The organism is Trinickia sp. (assembly GCF_057351765.1).
In genome coordinates, this window is the sequence record NZ_JBMRBK010000025.1 from 34189 (window position 1) to 56704 (window position 22516).

15 protein-coding genes are annotated in these 22516 nt (G+C 64.5%); 13 read left to right on the plus strand and 2 right to left on the minus strand.

Annotated features, from left to right (window positions below; genetic code table 11):
* The first annotated feature begins 185 nt into the window (after window positions 1-185).
* The 8 genes from ACO1XS_RS06890 (at window position 186) to ACO1XS_RS06925 (ending at window position 11111) form a co-directional block, all read left to right on the plus strand.
* Window positions 186-2054, plus strand: a complete 1869-nt coding sequence (locus ACO1XS_RS06890) for an EAL domain-containing protein (RefSeq protein WP_486390299.1) — start codon at window positions 186-188, stop codon at window positions 2052-2054.
* Between the two features lie 191 nt (window positions 2055-2245).
* Window positions 2246-3292 (plus strand): LacI family DNA-binding transcriptional regulator, encoded by a 1047-nt coding sequence (locus tag ACO1XS_RS06895; protein WP_486390300.1) that lies wholly within the window; start codon window positions 2246-2248, stop codon window positions 3290-3292.
* Complete coding sequence (locus ACO1XS_RS06900; RefSeq protein WP_486390301.1) at window positions 3289-4596, plus strand: AGE family epimerase/isomerase; 1308 nt, start codon at window positions 3289-3291, stop codon at window positions 4594-4596. The genes ACO1XS_RS06895 and ACO1XS_RS06900 overlap by 4 nt, the downstream gene beginning before the upstream one ends.
* On the plus strand, window positions 4593-5513 hold the full coding sequence (locus ACO1XS_RS06905; protein WP_331570121.1) for a carbohydrate kinase family protein: 921 nt from the start codon (window positions 4593-4595) through the stop codon (window positions 5511-5513). Before ACO1XS_RS06900 ends, ACO1XS_RS06905 begins: the two co-directional genes overlap by 4 nt.
* Window positions 5514-5603: 90 nt before the next feature.
* Window positions 5604-5825, plus strand: a complete 222-nt coding sequence (locus ACO1XS_RS06910; protein WP_331570123.1) for a hypothetical protein — start codon at window positions 5604-5606, stop codon at window positions 5823-5825.
* A gap of 151 nt (window positions 5826-5976) precedes the next feature.
* On the plus strand, window positions 5977-6222 hold the full coding sequence (locus ACO1XS_RS06915; RefSeq protein WP_331570125.1) for a DUF6566 family protein: 246 nt from the start codon (window positions 5977-5979) through the stop codon (window positions 6220-6222).
* A gap of 191 nt (window positions 6223-6413) precedes the next feature.
* Window positions 6414-7298, plus strand: a complete 885-nt coding sequence (locus ACO1XS_RS06920; protein ID WP_331570127.1) for an ion channel — start codon at window positions 6414-6416, stop codon at window positions 7296-7298.
* A 183-nt stretch (window positions 7299-7481) separates the two neighbouring features.
* Complete coding sequence (locus ACO1XS_RS06925; protein ID WP_486390302.1) at window positions 7482-11111, plus strand: indolepyruvate ferredoxin oxidoreductase family protein; 3630 nt, start codon at window positions 7482-7484, stop codon at window positions 11109-11111.
* Window positions 11112-11121: 10 nt separating this feature from the next.
* On the opposite strand, the gene ACO1XS_RS06930 is transcribed toward ACO1XS_RS06925, so the two are convergent.
* Window positions 11122-12405 (minus strand): sensor domain-containing phosphodiesterase, encoded by a 1284-nt coding sequence (locus tag ACO1XS_RS06930; RefSeq protein ID WP_486390303.1) that lies wholly within the window; start codon window positions 12403-12405, stop codon window positions 11122-11124.
* A 216-nt stretch (window positions 12406-12621) separates the two neighbouring features.
* Complete coding sequence (locus ACO1XS_RS06935; protein ID WP_440560057.1) at window positions 12622-13929, minus strand: solute carrier family 23 protein; 1308 nt, start codon at window positions 13927-13929, stop codon at window positions 12622-12624.
* Window positions 13930-14302: 373 nt separating this feature from the next.
* On the opposite strand from ACO1XS_RS06935, the gene ACO1XS_RS06940 reads away from it, so the two are divergent.
* Genes ACO1XS_RS06940 through narI form a run of 5 tightly spaced genes read left to right on the plus strand, consistent with a single transcriptional unit; the run spans window position 14303 to window position 22508 of the window.
* Complete coding sequence (locus tag ACO1XS_RS06940; RefSeq protein ID WP_486390304.1) at window positions 14303-15718, plus strand: NarK family nitrate/nitrite MFS transporter; 1416 nt, start codon at window positions 14303-14305, stop codon at window positions 15716-15718.
* Window positions 15719-15737: 19 nt separating this feature from the next.
* Window positions 15738-19544 (plus strand): nitrate reductase subunit alpha, encoded by a 3807-nt coding sequence (locus ACO1XS_RS06945; protein ID WP_486390305.1) that lies wholly within the window; start codon window positions 15738-15740, stop codon window positions 19542-19544.
* Window positions 19541-21064, plus strand: coding sequence for a nitrate reductase subunit beta (gene narH / locus ACO1XS_RS06950; protein ID WP_486390306.1), 1524 nt, complete (start codon window positions 19541-19543; stop codon window positions 21062-21064). The genes ACO1XS_RS06945 and narH overlap by 4 nt, the downstream gene beginning before the upstream one ends.
* A gap of 3 nt (window positions 21065-21067) precedes the next feature.
* Window positions 21068-21778 (plus strand): nitrate reductase molybdenum cofactor assembly chaperone, encoded by a 711-nt coding sequence (gene narJ, locus ACO1XS_RS06955; protein WP_331570141.1) that lies wholly within the window; start codon window positions 21068-21070, stop codon window positions 21776-21778.
* A gap of 1 nt (window position 21779) precedes the next feature.
* Window positions 21780-22508, plus strand: a complete 729-nt coding sequence (gene narI, locus ACO1XS_RS06960) for a respiratory nitrate reductase subunit gamma (RefSeq protein WP_486390307.1) — start codon at window positions 21780-21782, stop codon at window positions 22506-22508.
* Window positions 22509-22516: the final 8 nt, after the last annotated feature.

Below are 22516 nucleotides of genomic sequence, written 5' to 3' on the forward strand. Positions count from 1 at the left end.
GGCGAAGGGCGCATCCAGGCGCAAATGGATGCCGATGCGAGGCGAACACGCAGCGGACAGGCGATATCACCGCCTCCCGCAAGCGTCGCACCAGCGCAGTGCATCGCTTCATAAAAAATTCACTTAACTATCAAGTGGCTGCGTCGTTAAGTCGATGGTCCCTCTACTACGGCCGTCGCCCTGCCATGTCATCCCGTCTTCCGTCGTTCTCGAGCGCTCCGAAAGTCGCTGAACTCATCGAGGCGCGCGCTCTTGCCGCCGTATTTCAGCCCATCGTCGATTTCGACGGCGGCACTATCCTCGGCTACGAAGGCCTCATCCGCGGTCCTGCCGGCACGCCGCTCGAGTCGCCGGGCGCGCTGTTCGCGCAAGCCGCGCGCGAGGGACTCTCGGTCAGGCTCGAGCACGCGGCGGCCGAAACCTGCGTGGCCGCGTTCGCCGCGCTCGGTTGCGAGGGCAAGCTCTTCTTGAACTTCAGCGCCGAAGCCATCGTCTCGCTCGGCCAGACGCGCGAGCACACGGCTGAACTGCTCGGCCGATACGGGATGCCGATCGAGCGGCTCGTGCTCGAGTTGACCGAGCAATGCGCGATCGAAAACGTCGCGGGATTCGAGCCCATCGTGGCAGCCTTGCGCGAGACCGGAGCGCAATTCGCGCTCGACGATTACGGCACGGCCAATGCCAGCATGAATCTCTGGGTGCGGCTACAGCCCGATGTCGTCAAGATCGATCGCTTTTTCATCGACGACATCGCCAACGATCCGCTCAAGTTCGAAGCGGTCCGTGCCATGCAGCATTTCGCGGGCGCGAGCGGCGCGCGCCTCGTGGCCGAGGGAATCGAAAACGAGGCCGATCTCATCGTGGTACGTGATATGGGTATCGCGTTCGGACAGGGCTACTTCTTCGGCCGGCCCGCGGCGCGGGCGCAAAGGCGCCTCGCCGAACCGGCGCGCGAAGCGCTCGCGGCCGGGCATATCGCCGTCTTTCCCCGCGCGACGCGCAGTCAGTTGCCCGGTTCGCCCTCCGGCGGCGTCGCGGCAGCGAAGATGCTGGTGCCGGCGCCCGCGGTGCCGCGCAGTGCGACCAACAACGATGTACTCGAACTGTTCAACCGGCTGCCTGCGCTGCATGCGCTCGCCGTCGTCGAAAACGACGAGCCGATCGCGCTCGTCAACCGCCGCGGCTTCATGGACCGCTATGCGCTGCCCTACCACCGCGAGCTCTTCGGCAAACGGCCGTGCCTGCTGTTTGCGAACGCCGCGCCCGTCGTCATCGAAAAATCGATGACCGTCGAGCAGATGGCCAAGCTGCTGGCGAGCGACGATCAGCGCTACCTGGCCGATGGCTTCGTCATTACGGACCAGGGCAAATATCTGGGCCTCGGCACCGGCGAAAGCCTCGTGCGTGCCGTGACGGAAGTCCGCATCGAAGCGGCGCGCTACGCGAATCCGCTCACCTTCTTGCCGGGCAATATTCCGATCAGCTCGCACATTGCCCGCCTCGTCGAGCATCGAGTCGAATTCCACGCGTGCTACGTCGATCTGAACCACTTCAAGCCGTTCAACGACCGGTACGGCTATTGGCATGGCGACGAAGTACTCAAGTTCGCCGCGGCCGTGCTCGCCAAGGCCTGCGATCCGACGCGCGATTTTCTCGGACACGTTGGCGGAGACGATTTCCTGATTCTGTTTCAGAGCGAGGATTGGCGCGAGCGTGCCCACGCGGCGATCGCCGCGTTCAACGAGGGCGCGCTCGGTTTTTATGCGGACGAGGACCGCGCGGCCGGCGGCATTCAAGGCGAGGACCGGCGCGGCAATCCAACGTTTTTCGGCTTCGTGACGATGGCGATCGGCTGTGTGCGCGTGTGGCCCGCGGCGCCCGATCTCGCACGTTACGGCAGCGAAGAGATCGCCTCCGTCGCCGCTCTCGCCAAACATCGGGCGAAACAGGAGCCGAGCGGCTTTTTCCTGATCGATGTCGACGAAGGCGCGGCAACGTTGCACTTGCATGAGCACGCCCTCGGCACGGCGCGCACGGCCGCAACGATGAACTGAGCGCCGCGCGGCGGCGCCGCTCGCTCACCGAACCGCCCTGTTTAGTTGTTTTTACTAAACTACAGAATGTTCTGATCTGCCCTACCCGACTGGCTTTCGAGGGACTTCCACGACATCCGTGGCCGCATTTTCGCGATTTTTACTATACAATCGCCGGAACTCGGGATCGCAGGAATCGAAAGCGCAGCACCATGAGCACGACCATTCGCGATATCGCCCGCGCGGCAAACGTGTCGATCGGCACTGTCTCGCGGGCCCTCAAGAACCAGCCTGGTTTGTCGGAAGCCACGCGGGCGCGCGTCGTCGAGACGGCACAACGCCTCGGCTATGACGCTGCGCAGTTGCGCCCGAAAATCCGGCGCCTGACCTTCCTGCTGCACCGGCAGCACAACAATTTCGCCGCAAGCCCGTTTTTCTCGCATGTCTTGCATGGCGTGGAGAACGCCTGCCGTGCGCGCGGTATCGTGCCTTCCCTGCTGACGGCGGGGCCGACGGAAGACATCGGCGAGCAGTTGCGCCTGCACGCACCGGATGCGATCGCGGTAGCCGGCTTCGTCGAACCGGAAACGCTTGCGGCGCTCGTCGCGATGGACCGGCCGCTCGTGCTGATCGACCTGTGGGCGCCGAATCTGCGCTCAGTCAATCTCGATAACGGCGCGGGCGCCGCGCTGGCAATGCGACATCTGTTCGCCATGAACCGCACGCGCGTAGCGTTCATCGGCGGCTCGCTCGCCCATTACAGCATTGCCCAGCGCGCGCTCGGCTATCGCCGGGCCTTCTTCGAGGCGGGGCTGCTCTTCGATCCATCCCTCGAAGCGACGATCGACGCGAGCCTCGCGCCGGATATGGCGGCTGCCCAGGTGATGCAGCGTCTGCTCGACACGCACACCGGGGCCGAGCGGCCGAACGCGGTTTTCGCCTACAACGACGTGGCGGCGCTGGCCGCGATGCGCGTGTGCCTGGCTCGCGGCTTGCGCGTGCCGGACGATATTGCGATCGTCGGGTTCGACGATATTCCCGCGTCGGCCCACGCCGCCCCGCCGCTCACGACGATCGCCGCCGACAAGGAGGCCCTCGGCGTGCGCGGAGTCGAACTGCTGCTCGACGATGCCCCCGGGGAAACCGACGTCCGCCTGCCCGTCGAACTCGTCGTGCGTGCAAGCAGCGCGGGCGCGGCAGCCTCCCATGACCCGCACGTGGCGCGAACCGCCGTGGCTCCAACGGAAACGACACCATGACGAAGCTACCCAACGCCGGTAAAACGACAAAGCCCGCGAACATGCTGTTCGGCCCCATCCATACGAACTCGACGGTCCCGCCCGTCGATGATTTTCGCGATCGTGAATTCCTGCTCGGACATGTTGCCGATACGCTCGCGTTCTATGCGCCTTCGGCACACGATCCTTCCGGCGGCTTTTATCACTACTTCAAGGACGACGGCACCGTCTACGACCGCACGACGCGCCACCTCGTCAGCAGTTGCCGCTTCGTCTACAACTATGCGATGGCCTATCGCCACTTCGGCGATCCGCAATACCTCGACTATGCGCGTCATGCACTCGCTTTCCTGCGCGATGCGCACTGGGACGCCGAGCATGCGGGGTACGACTGGGAAATCGAATGGCGCCATCGCGAGAAGCGCACACTCGACGGCACGCGGCACTGCTATGGGCTGGCGTTCGTGCTGCTCGCGCAGTCGCACGCCGCCGCGGCCGGCATCGAGGAGGCTCGCCGTCAGATCGCGGAAACGTTCGAGCTGATGGAGCGGCGTTTCTGGGACCCGGCCGCCGGCCTCTACGCCGACGAAGCCACCCCCGACTGGCATGTCTCCACCTACCGCGGCCAGAACGCGAACATGCACGCAACCGAGGCGCTGCTCGCGGCCTACGAGGCGACGGGCCATCTCGTCTATCTCGATCGGGCCGAGCGCATTGCGACGAATATCACCCAGCGCCAGGCGAAGCTTTCGCATAGCCTCGTCTGGGAGCATTTCCACGCCGACTGGTCCGTCGACTGGCACTACAACGAAGACGACAGCTCGAACATTTTCCGTCCCTGGGGCTTCCAACCGGGGCATCAGACCGAATGGGCGAAGCTGCTGCTGATACTCGAGCGGCACCGCCCGCTGCCGTGGCTGCTGCCGCGCGCGGTGGAGCTTTTCGACGCCGCGCTGACGCACGCCTGGGACGACGAGCACGGCGGCCTGTGCTACGGCTTCGCACCCGACGGCACCGTTTGCGATCACGACAAGTACTTCTGGGTGCAGGCTGAGACGCTCGCCTCGGCGGCGCTCTTGGGCCAGCGTACGGGCAGCGAGCGCTTCTGGGACTGGTACGACGAGATCTGGCGCTACAGCTGGACGCATTTCGTCGATCATCGCCACGGCGCGTGGTACCGCATCCTGACGTGCGACAACCGCAAGTACAGCGACGAGAAGAGTCCGGCCGGGAAGACCGACTATCACACGATGGGTGCCTGCTACGAAGTGCTGAACGCACTCGATGACGGACAGACGCCCCCTCAACCGGACGAACGTTCATGAGCACACCCCACGCCGCCGGTCTCCCGCTTTTCGTCAGCGCGGGCGATATCCTCACCGATCTCGTACGCGAACGGGATTCGCGTTGGCTCTCGCATCCGGGCGGGGCGGGCTGGAACGTCGCACGCGCGGTGGCGCGGCTCGGCGTGCCGAGCGCGTTCGCCGGTGCGATCGGCTCCGATTGTTTTTCGGACGAGCTCTGGCAGGCGAGCCTCGACGCCGGACTCGACATGCGCTTCATCCAGCGCTCCCAACGCCCGCCTCTGTTGGCCATCGTCCATCAGGCACACCCGCCCGCGTACTTTTTCATCGGCGAGGCCAGCGCCGATCTGGCATTCGATCCCGCACGCCTGCCCGAGGGCTGGAGCGCGGCCGCACAGTGGGCGCACTTCGGCGGAATCAGCCTCGCACGCCAGCCGCTCGCGGCCACGCTTGTCGCGCTCGCGGCGGATTTGCGCGCTCGCGGCGTGAAAATCAGCTTCGATCCGAACTATCGCAACCTGATGGAGCACGGCTATCGTCCCACGCTCGAAACGATGGTCGGACTGGCCGATCTCGTCAAAGTGTCGGACGAGGATCTGCGGTGCCTGTTCGGCACCGACGAAGACTCGGCGCTCGCCAGCCTGCGCGCGATGAACCCGCAAGCCGCGATTCTCGTCACGCGCGGGCCGCATACCGCCACGTTCCTCGCCGGGGGCGAAACGATCGAGGCAGCGCCGCCGCGCGTCGAAGTCGTGGACACGGTCGGCGCCGGCGACGCCTCGATCGGCGGTTTTCTGTTCAGCACGATGCGCTGGCCTCAGCGCAGCGGGCGCGAGCATCTGTCGTTCGCGCTGGCCGCCGGGGCGGCGGCGTGCGGGCATGCGGGAGCGCATTCGCCGACGCTCGACGAGGTGGTCGCGCTCATGCCCGCGCAGTAGCGGCCCGAAAGGCCCGCTGGCCATCGAAACGGGTCGTCCAACGCGTGCTAGGATGCAACAGCATCCACTCCAAATGAAAGGAGCGGCATCATGGACGACGTGACCTACACCAAGGGCATCTATACGGCGACGGCTGCCGTGCGACCGCTCGACAACGGGCAATTCCAAGGCGTCGTATCACTGGCCCGCGACGACGCTACGGCTCCCGAGACGACGGCTTACGAGGTGGAAGCGCCAAGTCCGAGTGCTGTCGAAGCCCTCGAGGAGGCCAAGGCGCTCGCGCATCGCATCCTCGGCGAGCTCGAGTTCTAGCGAGTCGCTCTGGAGGGCGTGGCAGGTCGCCTCGCTTTGTAGGCCTGCTTATTTATAGGCCATGCTTCATGGACCGCTTCGCGAACACCCTTTTTCGTTCGCAGACCCCTTTTCCCGAACTCGCGCCTGGCCAGCGCGGCAGGAGGCGAACATGGTCGAACAACTCTATCTTTATGGCGTCTATTCGATTCACGTCCGTGCGATCGAGCTCGAGGGCGCCCGCTGGGACGCGGAGTACGAAATCCGCCACCAGGACAAACCGGTGCAGAAGTGGACGACGGTCGGCGGCGACAGCGGCTATGCGACCGAAGACGAAGCGATCGACGCCGCCCACAAGCGCGCCGTGACCGACATCGAGCATGGCGCCGGCGTGCCGAAGCCCAAAGCGTTCCCCTGATCGGCAATCGCGCGGCACCGTGTTACGCTCGGGCCGCATCCACTCCGAGGCCCGCGCGAATGCCAGCCAATACGTCAGCACGCAACGGAACGACCGCTTCGCAAGAGGCGCCGGCGGGCCGCGCGCGCCAAGCGTCGGCAGGCGCCCCGGAGAGCGCCGGCGTGCGCGCGCGCCGCGGCCGCATCTTACGCATGCAAACCGGAAACACGGTGGTATCGCACGGTCTGCCCGATCACGATCTGCACGATATCTATCACCGCGCATTGACGGCGAGCTGGCCCATGTTTTTCATGTCCCTCGCCGCTTTCTTCGTACTCCTGAATACGGTCTTCGCGAGCCTTTATCTGCTCGGTCACGAGCCCATCGCCAACCAGTCTCCAACCGGGTTTCTCGGCGCGTTCTTTTTCAGCGTGGAGACGCTCGCGACGGTCGGCTATGGCGATATGCACCCGCAGACGACCTATGCGCACCTGATCGCGACGCTCGAAATATTCACCGGCATGTCGAGCATCGCGTTGGCGACGGGCCTGATCTTCGTGCGCTTCTCGCGCCCCCGCGCGCGCATCATGTTCGCGCGCTACGCAGTCGTGCGCCAGCTCGACGGCCGGCTCACGCTGATGGTCCGCGCCGCCAATGCGAGGCAAAACGTCATAGTCGAAGCGGGTGCCAAACTGCGCCTCATGCGCTACGAGACCACCCCGGAGGGCTACTCGCTCTGGCGCATTTCGGATCTCGCGCTCCTGCGCGATCGCCATCCGATCTTCCTGCTCGGCTGGGTGTTGATGCATGTGATCGACGAGTCGAGCCCGCTTTACGGCGCAACGGCCGAGAGCCTCGCCGCGTCCCGCGCCTCGCTGCTGATTCACATCGAAGGGTCGGACGAAACCACGACGCAATCGATGCAAGCGCGCTATACGTGGCCGAACGAACAGATTCTCTGGGACCATCGATTCGTCGATCTGCTCCAGGACGACGAACGCGGCGTCCGCCATATCGATTACACGCACTTTCACGAGGTCGTCCCCATCGAAGACGGCGACGACGCGCCCGCGGGCTCGGCACAAGTCAGAAGTTGAATTCACTCCTATCCCGATCTATTCGGGCAGAAATTCGCACGATAAGCGCCACCGGCGCGCGATAAAGCAAAAACTCTCCACTATTGCCGCGAAAGAATGGAGGCTTGGCCCTGGCGCGACGCCGCGTCGCGGGCCTGCCGCCTGCGCACGTACCGCGCGGCGCAATAACTGGAGACACCCGTCATGACCGCGCGCCTGGCCCTCGAGGGCACTCCCGCCCTATCCGAATATCGGCTCACCGATAACCTGAGCGCCACGCAGGGCCGCATCTTTCTCACCGGCACGCAGGCCCTCGTGCGGCTGATGTCGATGCAGCGGCGCCTCGACCGGGCACGCTCGCTCGAGACGGCCGGCTTCGTGAGCGGCTATCGCGGCTCGCCGCTGGGCATGGTCGATCAGCAGATGTGGAAAGCGAAGAAGCTGCTCGACGCGGACGACATCCGCTTCCTGCCCGCGATCAACGAGGAACTCGGCGGCACAGCGGTGCTCGGCACGCAGCGTGTGGAAGCCGACGAAGCGCGCACCGTCGACGGCGTCTTCGCGATGTGGTACGGCAAGGGGCCGGGCGTCGACCGGGCCGGCGACGCCCTCAAGCACGGCAACGCGTACGGCTCGTCGCCGCATGGCGGCGTGCTGGTCGTGGCCGGTGACGATCATGGCTGTGTGTCGTCGTCGATGCCCCATCAAAGCGACTTCACGATGATGTCGTGGCAAATGCCGATCGTGAATCCGGCGAACGTTTCGGACATGCTCGAATTCGGCCTCTACGGCTTCGCGCTGTCGCGCTTCTCGGGCGCCTGGGTCGGTTTCAAGGCGATTTCGGAGACCGTCGAATCGGGGTCGACCGTCGATCTCGATGCACTCACGACGCAGTGGAACGCGCCGGTCGACTTCACGCCGCCCGCCGATGGCCTGCACAACCGGTGGCCCGATCTGCCGAGTCTCGCCATCGAGGCACGGCTCGCGGCGAAGCTCGACGCGGTGCGAGCCTTCGCGCGCGTCAACAGCATCGACCGTTGGATCGCGCCGAGCCCGCATGCCACCGTCGGCATCGTCACGTGCGGCAAAGCTCATCTCGATCTCATGGAAGCACTGAGAAGGCTCGACCTCACCGTCGAGGAGCTCGAGGCCGCCGGCGTGCGGATCTATCAAGTCGGTCTCTCGTTTCCGCTCGAAACGACGCGGCTCGATACGTTTGTCCAGGGCCTCGGCGAAGTCTTCGTCATCGAGGAAAAAGGCCCCGTGGTCGAACAGCAGATCAAGGAACACCTTTTCAACCGCGAGGCGGATACGCGCCCCCTCGTGATCGGCAAACGCGATGCGGGCGGCGCCCCGCTGCTACCGGCGACAGGCGAATTGCGGCCCTCGCGCGTGCTGCCGCATTTCGCTCAATGGCTCGCTCGCGTCAAGCCGGCGCTCGACAGGCGCGAGCGCGTGGTCGATCTCGTCGCGCCGCAGATTCTCTCGAATGCCGCCGACGCCGTGAAGCGCACGCCCTACTTTTGCTCGGGTTGCCCGCACAATACGTCGACGCGCGTGCCCGAGGGCTCCGTCGCGCAAGCCGGCATCGGCTGCCACTTCATGGCTTCCTGGATGGAGCGCGATACGACGGGACTCATTCAAATGGGCGGCGAAGGGGTGGACTGGGCCTCGCACTCGATGTTCACGAAGACGCGCCACGTCTTCCAAAATCTCGGCGACGGCACCTATTTCCACTCCGGCATCCTCGCCATCCGGCAGGCAGTTGCCGCGAATACGAACATCACCTACAAGATTCTCTACAACGATGCGGTCGCGATGACGGGCGGTCAGCCCGTGGACGGCAGTATCTCGGTACCGCAGATTGCGCGGCAGGTCGAGGCGGAAGGCGTGTCGCGTTTCGTCGTCGTCTCGGACGAGCCGCACAAGTACGACGGGCACCATGCGCTCTTTCCCAAGGGGACGACGTTTCACGATCGCAGCGAGCTCGATGCCGTGCAGCGGATGTTGCGCGAGATCGAAGGCGTGACCGTGCTCATCTACGATCAGACCTGTGCGGCCGAGAAGCGGCGGCGGCGCAAGAAGGGCGAGTATCCCGATCCCGACCGGCGCCTTTTCATCAACGAGGCCGTCTGCGAAGGCTGCGGCGACTGCGGCGTGCAGTCGAACTGCCTGTCCGTCGAACCCGTCGAGACGCCGCTCGGCCGCAAGCGCCGCATCGACCAGTCCTCTTGCAACAAGGACTTCTCGTGCGTCAACGGCTTTTGCCCGAGCTTCGTCACCGTGCTCGGCGGCAGACTCAAAAAGGCCGCGGGCATCGCGTTCGACGAAGCTTCGCTGGCCCGGCGCGTCGATGCGTTGCCGCAGCCGGGCGCGGCGCTCGGCGACGCGCCTTACGATATTCTCGTCACGGGCGTGGGCGGGACCGGCGTCGTGACAGTGGGCGCCCTCATCAGCATGGCCGCGCATCTCGAGGGCAAGAGCGCATCGGTGCTCGATTTCATGGGCTTCGCGCAAAAAGGCGGCGCCGTGCTCTCGTATGTGCGCTTTGCCGCGCGCGATGCGTTCCTCAATCAGGTGCGCATCGATACGCAGCAAGCCGACGTACTGCTGGCCTGCGACATGGTCGTGGGCGCGAGCCCGGATGCGCTGCAAACGGTGCGGCACTCGCGCACGCGGATCGTCGTCAACACGCATGCCATTCCGAATGCCGCGTTCGTGCGCAACCCCGATGCGAGTCTCGAGAGCGAGGCACTGCTGGCCAAGATGCGACACGCCGCGGGCAGCGAATTCATGTCCACGTGCGATGCACAAAGCGTCGCGGCCAGGTTCCTGGGCGACACCATCGGCGCGAATATCCTGATGCTCGGCTTTGCCTGGCAACTCGGACTCGTACCGGTCTCGCTCGCGGCACTCATGCGCGCGATCGAACTCAACAACGTCGCGGTGCCGATGAACCGGCTCGCGTTTTCGATCGGGCGCCTCGCGGCTGGCGACCCGGCCGGACTCGACGCGTTATGGGACGAGCGGCACGCGCCACGCGGTGCTCGCTCGCATGGCTTCTCGACCGATGAGGCCGCCGATGGGGCTGCCGACTCCACCGCCGCACTCGATGCGCTCGTTGCCGATCGCGAAGCGCGGCTCGCGGCGTACGGCGGTGCCCGCTATGTCGAACGCTACCGCGCCCTCGTCGGGCTCGCGCGCGAAGCCGACGCCCGCGCCCCGGGCGCACGCATCGCGCAGGCGGTAGCCACGGCGTTTTATCGCCTGCTCGCAGTCAAGGACGAATACGAAGTCGCGCGGCTTTATCGCGATGCCGAATTTCGCGGCGCGCTCGAAGCGCAATTCGAAGGCAGCGCAGGCAAGGACTTCAAGATTCGCTTCAACCTTGCGCCGCCCGCACTTTCGAAGGCCAAGGCGGGCGGTGTGCCGCGCAAGATCGCATTCGGACAATGGTTGTGGCCGGTGTTCGGAGCGTTGGCTCGTTGCCGCGGGCTGCGCGGCACCGCGTTCGATCCGTTCGGCAGGACGCTCGAACGGCGCATGGAGCGTGCACTTGCTTACGACTACGAGCAAACCATGAAACGCGCATTTGCGATCGTCGGCACTGCGACGGCCGCCGACGTTGCGACGCTTGCCGGCCTTTACGCGCGGGTGCGCGGCTATGGCCACGTCAAGCTCGCGAATCTCGCGGCAATGAAACGCAGCGAGCGCGAGATCGCGGCCCGGCTGGCGATCGAGCCGGCAACGAGCCCCGACGTGCAGCGCGCGCTCGACGAAGCGCGCGGCGCTCGAGCGCTGCGGGGGATACCGGTGGTCGTCGCGGGGAAGTAGAGAGCGGCTTTCATTCCATCGAGGCTTCGTCCTCTACCCAGTCGATATCGCCGCACAGCACGCACAGCCGTTCGCCGATCCGGACGGCGAGCGAGATCGTGACGCAGGGCAACGCCTCGTTGATCGAAAGATAGGGCTTCGTCGCGTGGACGCGATCGGGCATTTCCATCGCCGCCCGAAAATACGGCCGGCGCATCCAGTTCGCGCCCTCGGCATCGGCAACCGGCATGAAACGCGCCTCGTGGCCCGGGCGATCCGCGCGCAGCACGATGTTGCGGCCCGCCTGGCGCCCTTCGGAATCGAGCAGAAAGCAGCGCGCGGCATGGTCGAGCGCCAGAAAATTCCAGCAAACCTCCTCCAACGGCTCGCCGGCCGCAATCCGTTCGCCGGCTCGCGCGAACGCGCGCAAATAAGGCGCGAGCCGCGCGGCACGGCGTCGCTCGCGCGATTCCGTCTCCGAGCGGTGATGCGCGGCGAGTTCCCCGACGCGCGCGGCAGCGTAGCCGCTATCGGCCGGGCCCGCAGCCGGCCTGCCGAAGTAAAAGCCCTGAACGAAATCGGCGTCGCTGGCGAAGGCGAGTTGCGCCTCGTGTTCGGTCTCGACACCCTCGATCAGCACGAGCTTGCCGGCTTCGTGCAACAACGCGACGAAGCCCGGCAGAATCGCGGCCGCCGGCGTGCGATGCGCCGCATGCGAAAGCATCATCCGGTCGATTTTGACGATGTCGGGATCGAGCTGCCACACGCGCTCGAGATTCGAATCGCCGGCGCCGAAGTCATCGAGCGCGATGAGGAACCCGAGTTCGCGAAAACGCCGCGCCTCCTCGGCGATGCGCTCGAAATCGTGTATCCGGTCCTCGTGGATCTCGAGCACGATGCGCCGCGGCGGCAAAGCGAGCCTCGATAGACTCGCGGCAAACGCGGCCGCATGGTAGGACTCGGTCAGCGCACCCGCATGCACATTCAGGAACAGCCACTCGCGCTCGGCACCGAGCATCTTGAAATTCTCGAGGTGCAGCGCCATCGCGAGCCGGTCCACATGATGGAGCTCGCCTTGCCGCGACGCCTCGCCGAATACGTCGAGCGGCGGCACCGGACAATCGAAGGAGTCGTGCGCGCGCAGCAAACCCTCGTAACCCACCGCGCGCAAGTGAGCCAGGCTGAAGATAGGTTGAAATACGCTCGTGAAGGTCAGCTCGCGGTGCCGCAGCGCGTAACGCTGCAATCCGGAGACCATATCGAGTTCGAAACCGGCCGGCGGCGTCACCGGCGCGTCTTGCAACGCGCTCATCATGCGCGCCTCCGGCCGGCGTTGTCGATCGAAGTGAATGGGTTCATTGGCGGAGCTCCTCGGAATGATCTTATTGACGGCTACCGCCACCAAGCAAGCTCCGTGCGCAACCGCGCGGCATCCCGCAAACCGCGCCGCTCGCGCATCACGTCGGGGCACTGCGCGCACGACGCACCGTGAAGGTGCGCATTTCGCGCCATGCGCGTGCCTCGCGCGCGATCAAAGCACCGGACCGGGCGCGGCTTCGCGCCGCAACAGTGCATAGAGGATGATGGCCCCGAATGTCGCGGTCCCGATGCCGCCCAGCGCGAAACCGCCGAACTTCAGTGAGAAGTCGCCCGCGCCGAGTACCAGCGTGACGGCTGCGACGATGAGGTTGCGGTTGTCCGAGAAGTCGACCCGGTTCGCCACCCAGATCCGCGCACCCGTGACGGCGATGAGCCCGAAGACCACGATCGAGACGCCGCCGAGCACGGGCCCGGGTATCGTTTCGATCAACGCCCCGAACTTCGGCGAGAAGCCGAGCCCGATCGCAATGATCGCGGCAACGACGAACACGATCGTCGAATAGATCTTGGTGACCGCCATGACGCCTATGTTCTCGGCATAGGTGGTGACTCCCGTGCCGCCCGACATGCCGGACACGATCGTCGCCAGCCCATCGCCCACGAACGCGCGGCCAATGTAACGGTCGAGGTTCTGCCCGGTCATCGCGCTCACGGCCTTGATATGCCCAAGATTCTCGGCAACGAGGATCACCGCGACCGGCGCGATCAGCAGCATGGCGTGCGGATCGAAGACCGGCGAGCGGAAATGCGGCATGCCGAACCAGGCCGCATTGGCCACGCTCGCGAAGTCGATCGGCCGGCCGATGCCCATGCCATTGGCGAGCACCGCGTAGAGCGCGTACGCAGCGATGAGGCCGACGAGAATCAGCAGCCGCTGCACCATGCCGCGCGCGAACACAGCGACGATGCCAACGCACAGCACCGTGACGAGCGCCATCCACGAATCGAAGGCCGACGTGCTGACACCCCTCACGGCGATCGGTGCGAGGTTCAGGCCGATGACCGCAACGACGGCTCCGGTGACGACCGGGGGCATCAGCGTTTCGATCCAGCGCGTGCCGATGGCCGCGACGATCAGGCCGATGACGACATAAGCCGCGCCACAGGCAACGATGCCGCCGAGCGCCACAGGAATGTTCGGATTCGGGCCGTGGCCAGCATAGGCCGTTACCGCGATGACGAGCCCGATGAACGAAAAGCTGGAGCCGAGATAGCTCGGCACACGTCCGCCCACGAGCACGAAAAAGAGCAGCGTGCCGATGCCCGACATGAAAATGCAGAGATTCGGATCGAAGCCCATCAGCAGTGGCGCAAGCACCGTAGAGCCGAACATGGCGACGACGTGCTGTACGCCCATTGCGATCGTCTGCGGCCATGCGAGCCGTTCGTCGGGCCCGACGACACGGCCTTCGACGGCACGCGGCGCGAGGCGCCAGCGCGGGAAATAGGAATCGGCCATGCTCGTGGGGCTCCTTTTTATATCGGCGTCGACGCGCCGCGCAAACAGCGCCGCCTGTTGGTGGAATCACGCGCGAGTTTAAGGAGGGCCGGTTGCCCTGGCAAGCTGTGCGCCGTTCGAGGAAGCCCCGGTCTCGAGGCGCGCCGCCCCCTTCTCGACAGTCGGACCTCCTGCGGCGCGATGTCGCGATATGCCGCGCTTCGCCGCCAACGTTAGCGTCCTTTGATCTCGCTCAATACCCCCAACGCCACGAGGGCGACTATCACGCTGTGACATTTTCAATCCCGATCGAGCGCGCAAGGGACTGCAACGCGGGGAATGGGCGAGCGGCCCGCCCTCGCCTTCCGCGCGCGCCGCAACCCGGAGAGACTTCATGGGTATTGAATCGCCCCCCCTCGGCTCGCGACGAGGGCACACGCTCGAAATCTGGACGCCCGAGGACAAGGCGTTTTGGGAACGGGAAGGCGAAGCCATCGCGAAGCTCAACCTCTGGATCTCCGTTCCCGCGCTCTTCCTGGCGTTCGCGATCTGGCAGGTATGGAGCGCCGTCGCCGTGCAATTGCCGCTGCTGGGCTTCACTTATTCGACGAATCAGCTCTTTTGGCTCGCCGCGGCACCCGCGCTCTCCGGCGCGACGCTACGGATCTTCTACTCGTTCATAGTGCCCATCGTCGGCGGCCGGCGCTGGACCGCGGTCTCCACCGCGTCGCTGTTGGTTCCCGCGATCGGCATCGGCTTTGCCGTGCAGGACAACACGACGAGCTATCCCACCATGCTCATCCTCGCGCTCTTGTGCGGCTTCGGAGGCGGCAACTTCAGCTCGAGCATGGCCAACATCAGCTTCTTCTTTCCACGCGAGCGCAAGGGTTCCGCGCTCGGTGTGAATGCCGGCCTCGGCAATCTCGGCGTATCGGTGGTGCAGTTCTTGAGCCCGCTCGTGGTGACGGCCGGCATCTTCGGCGTGTTCGGCGGCGCATCTCAAACCATCGTGAAGAACGGTTTGATCGCTCAAGTCTGGATCCAGAACGCGGCATTCGTCTGGGTGCCCTGGATCGTGATCGCGGCTATCGCAGCCTGGTTCGGCATGAACGATCTGGCCGATGCAAAAGCATCGTTCGCCGCGCAAGCCGCAATCTTCCGCCGAAAGGACAACTGGCTGATGTGCGTACTCTACCTCGGCACGTTCGGCTCGTTCATCGGTTATGCCGCCGGCTTTCCGCTGCTCATCAAAAGCCAGTTCCCGGGCATCAACGCGCTTGCCTACGCATGGCTGGGCCCGCTGATCGGTGCCTCGATCCGCCCATTCGGCGGCTGGCTGGCCGACAAGCTCGGCGGTGCGCCGGTCACGTTGTGGAACTTCGTGGTCATGGCATGCGCGGTAGGCGGGGTGCTCTACTTCCTGCCGTCGGGGCCCTCGGGCGGCAGCTTCGCCGGGTTCTTCGTCAGCTTCCTCGTTCTCTTCATGACCTCGGGCATCGGCAACGGGTCGACGTTCCGCATGATTCCCGTCATCTTCCAGACGCTCAAGCTGCGCGAGGTGAATGCATCCGATCGCGAAGCCGTGCTGCACGCCACGAAGGAAGGCAACACCGAGGCTGCCGCAACGCTCGGATTTTCGGCGGCCATCGCCGCATACGGCGGCTTTTTCATCCCGAAGAGCTATGGCACATCGCTCGCGCTGACGGGCGGCCCCGAAGCGGCGCTCTATGTGTTCATCGGCTTTTACGCCATCTGCATCGCCGTGACCTGGTGGCGCTATGCGCGCCGTAACGCGCCGATGCCTTGTTGAAACGACGGATTGCCCACAAATGAGCCACTTTCTCGATCGCCTCAATCATTTCGCACTGCCGAAGGAATCCTTTTCCGACGGACACGGGGTCACCACCGGTGAGGACCGCACGTGGGAGGACGCCTATCGCAACCGCTGGTCGCACGACAAGATCGTGCGCAGCACGCACGGCGTCAACTGCACGGGTTCGTGCTCATGGAAGATCTATGTCAAAGGCGGGATCGTCACATGGGAAACGCAGCAGACCGACTATCCGCGCACCCGCTGGGACATGCCCAACCATGAACCGCGCGGCTGCGCGCGCGGCGCATCGTACTCGTGGTACCTCTATAGCGCCAACCGCGTGAAGTACCCGATGGTCCGCGCCCGCCTGCTCGAGCGCTGGCGCGCCGCGCTGACGGTATGCCGCGACCCCGTCGACGCATGGGCCTCGATCGTCGAAGACGATGCGGCCCGTCGCGACTATCAAAAAGTACGCGGCATGGGGGGCTTTGCGCGCAGCAGCTGGGAGGAAGTCAATCGACTCGTTGCCGCCGCCAATGTCTATACGATCAAGCGGCACGGGCCCGACCGCGTGATCGGCTTTTCGCCGATCCCGGCCATGAGCATGGTCAGCTATGCCGCCGGCAGCCGCTATCTGAGCCTCATCGGCGGCGTATGCATGAGCTTTTACGATTGGTACTGCGATCTGCCGCCGTCGAGCCCGCAAGTCTGGGGCGAGCAGACGGACGTGCCCGAATCGGCCGACTGGTACAACTCGAGCTACATCGTCGCGTGGGGCAGCAATGTGCCGCAAACGCGTACGCCGGACGCGCACTTTTTCACGGAAGTCCGCTACAAGGGCACGAAGACCGTCGCGATCACGCCGGACTACAGCGAAGTCGCGAAGCTTTCGGACCTCTGGCTCCATCCGAAGCAAGGTACCGATGCGGCGCTGGCCATGGCGTTCGGCCATGTCGCGCTCAACGAATTCTATTTCAAGACCCGCAGCGCCTATTTCGACGACTACGCACGCCGCTACACCGACTTGCCGATGCTCGTGCTGCTTCGGTCGCGCACGCTCGAAGACGGCCGTACGGCGCTCGTGCCAGACCGCTACATCCGCGCGAGCGACTTCGACGGTTCGCTCGATCAAGCCAACCACCCCGAATGGAAGACGATCGCCTACGACACCGCCGGCCAGCCCGTGGTGCCGAACGGCGCCATCGGTTTTCGTTGGGGCGACGAGGGCCGGGACGATGCGGGCAAGTGGAATCTCGAGAACAAGGACGCGCGCGATGGACATGAAGTCAAGCTCAAGCTCTCTGTGCTCGAGAACGCGGACCAGGTGCCGGAAATCGCCGACGTCGCGTTTCCGTACTTCGGCGGCGTGAACTCGCCGCACTTTACCGCGAACGCACAGCAGGGGGACATCAATCTGGCGCGTGTGCCCGTCGCGCGTATGCGCCTCACGCAGGACGGCAAGGCGGTCGACGCGCTCGTCGCCACCGTGTTCGATCTGCAAGCCGCGCAATACGGCATCGATCGCGGCCTCGGCAGCGGCGCGGCCAGCTATGACGACAACGCGCCCTACACCCCCGCATGGGCCGAAGCGATCACGGGCGTGCCGCGCGAGCAGATCGTCACGGTGGCGCGCGAGTTCGCCGCTAACGCCGACAAGACGCAGGGCCGCTCGATGATCATCATCGGTGCGGGCATGAATCACTGGTATCACGCCGATATGAACTATCGCGGCGTGATCAACCTGCTGATGATGTGCGGATGCATCGGCAAGAGCGGCGGCGGCTGGTCGCATTATGTCGGCCAGGAAAAGCTGCGTCCGCAAACGGGCTGGACCGCGCTCGCCTTCGCGCTCGATTGGATTCGTCCGCCGCGTCAGATGAACAGCACGAGCTTCTTCTACGCTCACACGGACCAATGGCGCTACGAGAAGCTCGGCGTCGACGAGATCGTGTCGCCGCTCGCCGACAAAGCGCAATTCGGCGGCAGCATGATCGATTACAACGTACGTGCCGAGCGTATGGGCTGGCTGCCGAGCGCACCGCAGCTCGATACCAATCCGTTGCAGGTTGCCAAGGATGCCGCCGCGTCGGGCATGGCGCCCGGCGACTATGTCGCGAAATCGCTGAAGTCCGGAGCCCTGCGAATGAGCTGCGAGGACCCCGACGCGCCGCAGAACTGGCCGCGCAACATGTTCGTCTGGCGCTCGAACCTGCTCGGCTCGTCGGGCAAGGGCCACGAATATTTCTGCAAGCACCTGCTGGGCACCGATAACGGCGTGCAAGGCAAAGACCTCGGCGCCGGCGATGCGAAACCTGCCGAAGTGCGCTGGCACGACGAGGCACCGCAAGGCAAGCTCGATTTGCTCGTCACGCTCGATTTCCGCATGAGCACCACCTGTCTCTATTCCGACATCGTGTTGCCCACCGCGAGCTGGTACGAGAAGAACGACCTCAATACGAGCGACATGCACCCGTTCATCCATCCGCTCTCAGCGGCCGTGGATCCGGTTTGGCAAGCCCGCTCCGACTGGGAGATCTACAAGGGCTTTGCCGAGGCCTTCAGCGACGTCTGCGTCGGCCATCTCGGCGTGGAAAAGGAAGTCGTGCTCACGCCGCTCATGCACGATACGCCCGGCGAGCTTGCCCAGCCATTCGACGTACGCGACTGGAAAAAGGGCGAATGCGAGTTGATACCGGGCAAGACCGCGCCGCAGGTCACCGTGGTCGAACGCGATTACCCGAATGTCTATAAGCGCTTCACCGCGCTCGGCCCGCTCATGAACCGCGTGGGCAACGGCGGCAAGGGGATCGCCTGGAAAACCGCCACCGAAGTCGAGCAGCTCGGCGAGCTGAACGGCGTGACGCTCGAAGAGGGCGTGACGAAAGGCATGCCGCGCATCGTCTCGGATATCGATGCCTGCGAAGTCATTCTGCACCTCGCGCCCGAGACGAACGGACATGTCGCCGTCAAGGCGTGGGAGGCGCTCACGAAAGCGACGGGCCGCGAACACAAGCACCTCGCGCTTTACCGCGAAGACGAGAAGATTCGTTATCGCGACATTCAGGCCCAGCCGCGCAAGATCATCAGCTCGCCGACCTGGAGCGGAATCGAAAGCGAAACCGTCAGCTACAACGCGGGCTATACGAACGTGCACGAGCTGATCCCCTGGCGCACGCTCACGGGCCGCCAGCAGTTCTATCAGGATCACCCGTGGATGATCGCGTTCGGGGAGGGGTTTTCGACCTACCGTCCGCCCGTCGATCTGAAGGCCACGGCCGGCATCAACGGCGTGAAGCCGAACGGCCATCCCGAGCTCGTACTGAATTTCATTACGCCGCACCAGAAATGGGGCATTCACAGCACCTACAGCGACAACCTGCTGATGTTGACGCTCAATCGCGGCGGCCCCGTCGTCTGGATCAGCGAGGACGACGCCAGCCAAGCCGGCATCGAGGACAACGACTGGATCGAGGTCTTCAATGTGAACGGAGCGATCGCCGCACGGGCCGTGGTCAGCCAGCGTGTCAAACCCGGCATGGTGCTCATGTATCACGCGCAAGAAAAGATCATCAACACGCCGGGATCGGAAATCACGGGAATACGCGGCGGGATCCACAACTCGGTGACGCGCATCGTGCTCAAGCCCACGCACATGATCGGCGGCTATGCGCAATTGAGCTACGGCTTCAACTACTACGGCACGATCGGCACGAATCGCGACGAGTTCGTGGTCGTGCGAAAAATGAGTCAGATCGACTGGCTCGATACGCCGCGTGACGAAGGCGCGAGCGGCGCGACGCAGCATCATGGAGACAAGCAATGAAAGTACGCGCACAAATCGGCATGGTGCTGAATCTCGACAAGTGCATCGGCTGCCACACCTGCAGCGTGACGTGCAAGAACGTCTGGACGAGCCGCCCCGGCATGGAGTACGCCTGGTTCAACAACGTCGAAACGAAACCGGGCATCGGTTATCCAAAGGAATGGGAGAACCAGGATAAATGGAATGGCGGCTGGGTGCGCCGCGCCGACGGCTCCATTGCGCCGCGCCAGGGAGGCAAGTGGAAGCTGCTCATGCGCATCTTCGCGAATCCGAATCTGCCGCAGATCGACGACTATTACGAGCCGTTCACGTTCGACTACGACCACCTGCAAAGCGCGCCCGAGATGAAGGCCTCTCCGACGGCCCGTCCGCGCAGCCTGATCACCGGCCAGCGGATGGAGAAAATCGTTTGGGGGCCTAACTGGGAAGAGATTCTCGGTGGCGAATTCGCCAAGCGCAGCAAAGATCGGAATTTCGACGACATTCAGAAAGACATCTACGGACAGTTCGAAAACACGTTCATGATGTACTTGCCGCGGCTGTGCGAACACTGCCTGAACCCGGCGTGCGTGGCTTCGTGCCCTTCCGGCTCCATCTACAAGCGCGAGGAAGACGGCATCGTCCTCATCGACCAGGACAAATGCCGCGGCTGGCGCATGTGCGTATCGGGCTGCCCCTACAAGAAGATCTACTACAACTGGAAAAGCGGTAAGGCCGAAAAGTGCATCTTCTGCTATCCGCGCATCGAGGCCGGACAGCCCACCGTCTGCTCGGAGACCTGTGTCGGTCGCATCCGCTATCTGGGTGTGCTGCTCTATGACGCAGACCGCATCGAAGCGGCGGCCTCCGTCGAGAACGACCGCGATCTCTACGAGGCGCAGCTCGACGTCTTTCTCGACCCCAGCGATCCCAAAGTGATCGAGCAGGCGCGTAAGGACGGTGTGCCCGAGAACTGGATCCAGGCCGCGCGTATCAGCCCGGTCTACAAGATGGCGGTCGACTGGAAGGTCGCGTTGCCGCTGCACCCCGAGTATCGGACTCTGCCGATGGTCTGGTACGTGCCGCCGCTCTCGCCGATCACATCCGCGGCCAATGCCGGACACATCGGTGTGAACGGCGAGATTCCCGACGTCAACCAGCTGCGCATTCCGGTGCAATACCTCGCGAACCTGCTGACCGCGGGCGATACCGTGCCGGTCGTGCGCGCGCTCGAACGAATGCTGGCGATGCGGGCCTGGCAGCGCGGCAAGCATGTCGACGGCATCGAGAACCATGCGGCCCTCGCGCAGGCGGGTCTCAGCGTCGAGCAAGTCGACGAGATGTACCGCGTCATGGCGATCGCCAACTACGAAGACCGCTTCGTCATCCCCACCTCGCACCGCGAGTATGCCGAGAACGCGTTCGATGTCCGCGGAGGATGCGGATTCAGCTTCGGCAACGGCTGCTCGGAAGGTGTCGGCGAAACGAGCCTCTTCGGCGGCGCGAAGCGCCGGACGATTCCGATCAAGGCGGAGATCTGAGCGATGACCACTCTCGAGACCACCGCGAGCTGCGCAACGACGTTGCGCGCGCTCGCACGCTTGCTGAGCTATCCCGACGCGGCGCTGCGCGCCCACCTGCCCGAAATGCGCGCGGCGTTGCGCGACGAAGGCGCACTGCTCGACGGCCGGCTCGCGTCGATCGACGCGCTGATCGATCGCCTGGCCGGCAGTACCGGGCTCGATGCGGAAGCGGCATACGTCGATCTCTTCGATCGCGGTCGCCGCACCGCTTTGCACCTGTTCGAGCACGTGCACGGCGATTCGCGCGATCGCGGGCCGGCGATGATCGACCTCATCAAAACCTACGAGGACGCGGGGCTCGCGCTCGCATCGGACGAATTGCCCGATCATCTTTGCGTCGTGCTCGAATTCGCGTCGACGCAACCGCCCATTCAAGCTGCCGATTTTCTGCGCGAGATCGCGCACTTGCTGCGCGGCATTCATACCGCACTCGTCGAGCGGGACAGCGACTATGCGAGCGTGCTGGCCGCGCTCATCGAACTCGCCGGCGAATCGGCGGAGCCGGTCGTCCTCGCAAGCGAGCCGGCGCTCGACGACACATGGAGCGAGCCCGTTGCGTTCGGCGGCTGCTCGGTCGAAGGCCAATCCGCCAACCCGGATCGATCGCAGCCGATCCATATCGTGAAGACGCCGAACGCGGGCGGACACATGCCCCGCGCGCAAGGAGCCTGAGATGAGTCAAGCCGCCTATACCTTCCTTTTCAGCATCTATCCCTACATCTGCCTCGCCGTGTTCCTGCTCGGCTCGCTGTTCCGTTTCGACCGCGACCAATACACGTGGAAAAGCGATTCGTCACAGTTGCTGCGCGCGGGGCAGTTGCGCTGGGGAAGCAATCTCTTTCATGTCGGCATTCTGTTTCTGCTGTTCGGCCACACGGTCGGGCTCCTGACGCCTCATGCGCTCTACGAGTCGATGATCTCCGCGCAACAAAAACAGATGCTGGCGATCCTCTCGGGCGGGATCGCGGGCTCGCTCTGCTTCGTCGGCCTCACGCTGCTCTTGCATCGAAGGCTTTTCGATCCACGCATCCGGTTGACGAGCCGCCGCACCGACATCGCGATCCTGGCGATTCTCTGGGTCCAGCTCGTGCTTGGCCTCGTCACGCTGCCTTTCTCCTATGCGGACCGCGAAACGGCGGGCACCATGCTGAGCCTTGCCAACTGGGCGCAGCATATCGTCACGTTGCGGCCCGATGCGAGCATGCTGAGCGGAGTCGAATGGCCGTTCAAGATTCATCTCGTGCTCGGCATGACGATCTTTCTGCTGTTTCCGTTCACGCGCCTCGTCCATGTCTGGAGCGGCTTCGGCACCGTGAGCTACGCATTCCGTCCCTATCAGCTCGTGCGCGCGCGGCGGCTCAACCTGCCGCGCGGCCACACGCGCTCGCAACACCGAATCTGAGAGGCAAG

Bases quoted from the DNA above. Each gene is read 5' to 3' on its own strand.
- ACO1XS_RS06890 (WP_486390299.1), top strand. From the start codon at position 186: ATGTCATCCCGTCTTCCGTCGTTCTCGAGCGCTCCGAAAGTCGCTGAA.
- ACO1XS_RS06895 (WP_486390300.1), top strand. From the start codon at position 2,246: ATGAGCACGACCATTCGCGATATCGCCCGCGCGGCAAACGTGTCGATC.
- ACO1XS_RS06900 (WP_486390301.1), top strand. From the start codon at position 3,289: ATGACGAAGCTACCCAACGCCGGTAAAACGACAAAGCCCGCGAACATG.
- ACO1XS_RS06905 (WP_331570121.1), top strand. From the start codon at position 4,593: ATGAGCACACCCCACGCCGCCGGTCTCCCGCTTTTCGTCAGCGCGGGC.
- ACO1XS_RS06910 (WP_331570123.1), top strand. From the start codon at position 5,604: ATGGACGACGTGACCTACACCAAGGGCATCTATACGGCGACGGCTGCC.
- ACO1XS_RS06915 (WP_331570125.1), top strand. From the start codon at position 5,977: ATGGTCGAACAACTCTATCTTTATGGCGTCTATTCGATTCACGTCCGT.
- ACO1XS_RS06920 (WP_331570127.1), top strand. From the start codon at position 6,414: ATGCAAACCGGAAACACGGTGGTATCGCACGGTCTGCCCGATCACGAT.
- ACO1XS_RS06925 (WP_486390302.1), top strand. From the start codon at position 7,482: ATGACCGCGCGCCTGGCCCTCGAGGGCACTCCCGCCCTATCCGAATAT.
- ACO1XS_RS06930 (WP_486390303.1), bottom strand. From the start codon at position 12,405: ATGATGAGCGCGTTGCAAGACGCGCCGGTGACGCCGCCGGCCGGTTTC.
- ACO1XS_RS06935 (WP_440560057.1), bottom strand. From the start codon at position 13,929: ATGGCCGATTCCTATTTCCCGCGCTGGCGCCTCGCGCCGCGTGCCGTC.
- ACO1XS_RS06940 (WP_486390304.1), top strand. From the start codon at position 14,303: ATGGGTATTGAATCGCCCCCCCTCGGCTCGCGACGAGGGCACACGCTC.
- ACO1XS_RS06945 (WP_486390305.1), top strand. From the start codon at position 15,738: ATGAGCCACTTTCTCGATCGCCTCAATCATTTCGCACTGCCGAAGGAA.
- narH (WP_486390306.1), top strand. From the start codon at position 19,541: ATGAAAGTACGCGCACAAATCGGCATGGTGCTGAATCTCGACAAGTGC.
- narJ (WP_331570141.1), top strand. From the start codon at position 21,068: ATGACCACTCTCGAGACCACCGCGAGCTGCGCAACGACGTTGCGCGCG.
- narI (WP_486390307.1), top strand. From the start codon at position 21,780: ATGAGTCAAGCCGCCTATACCTTCCTTTTCAGCATCTATCCCTACATC.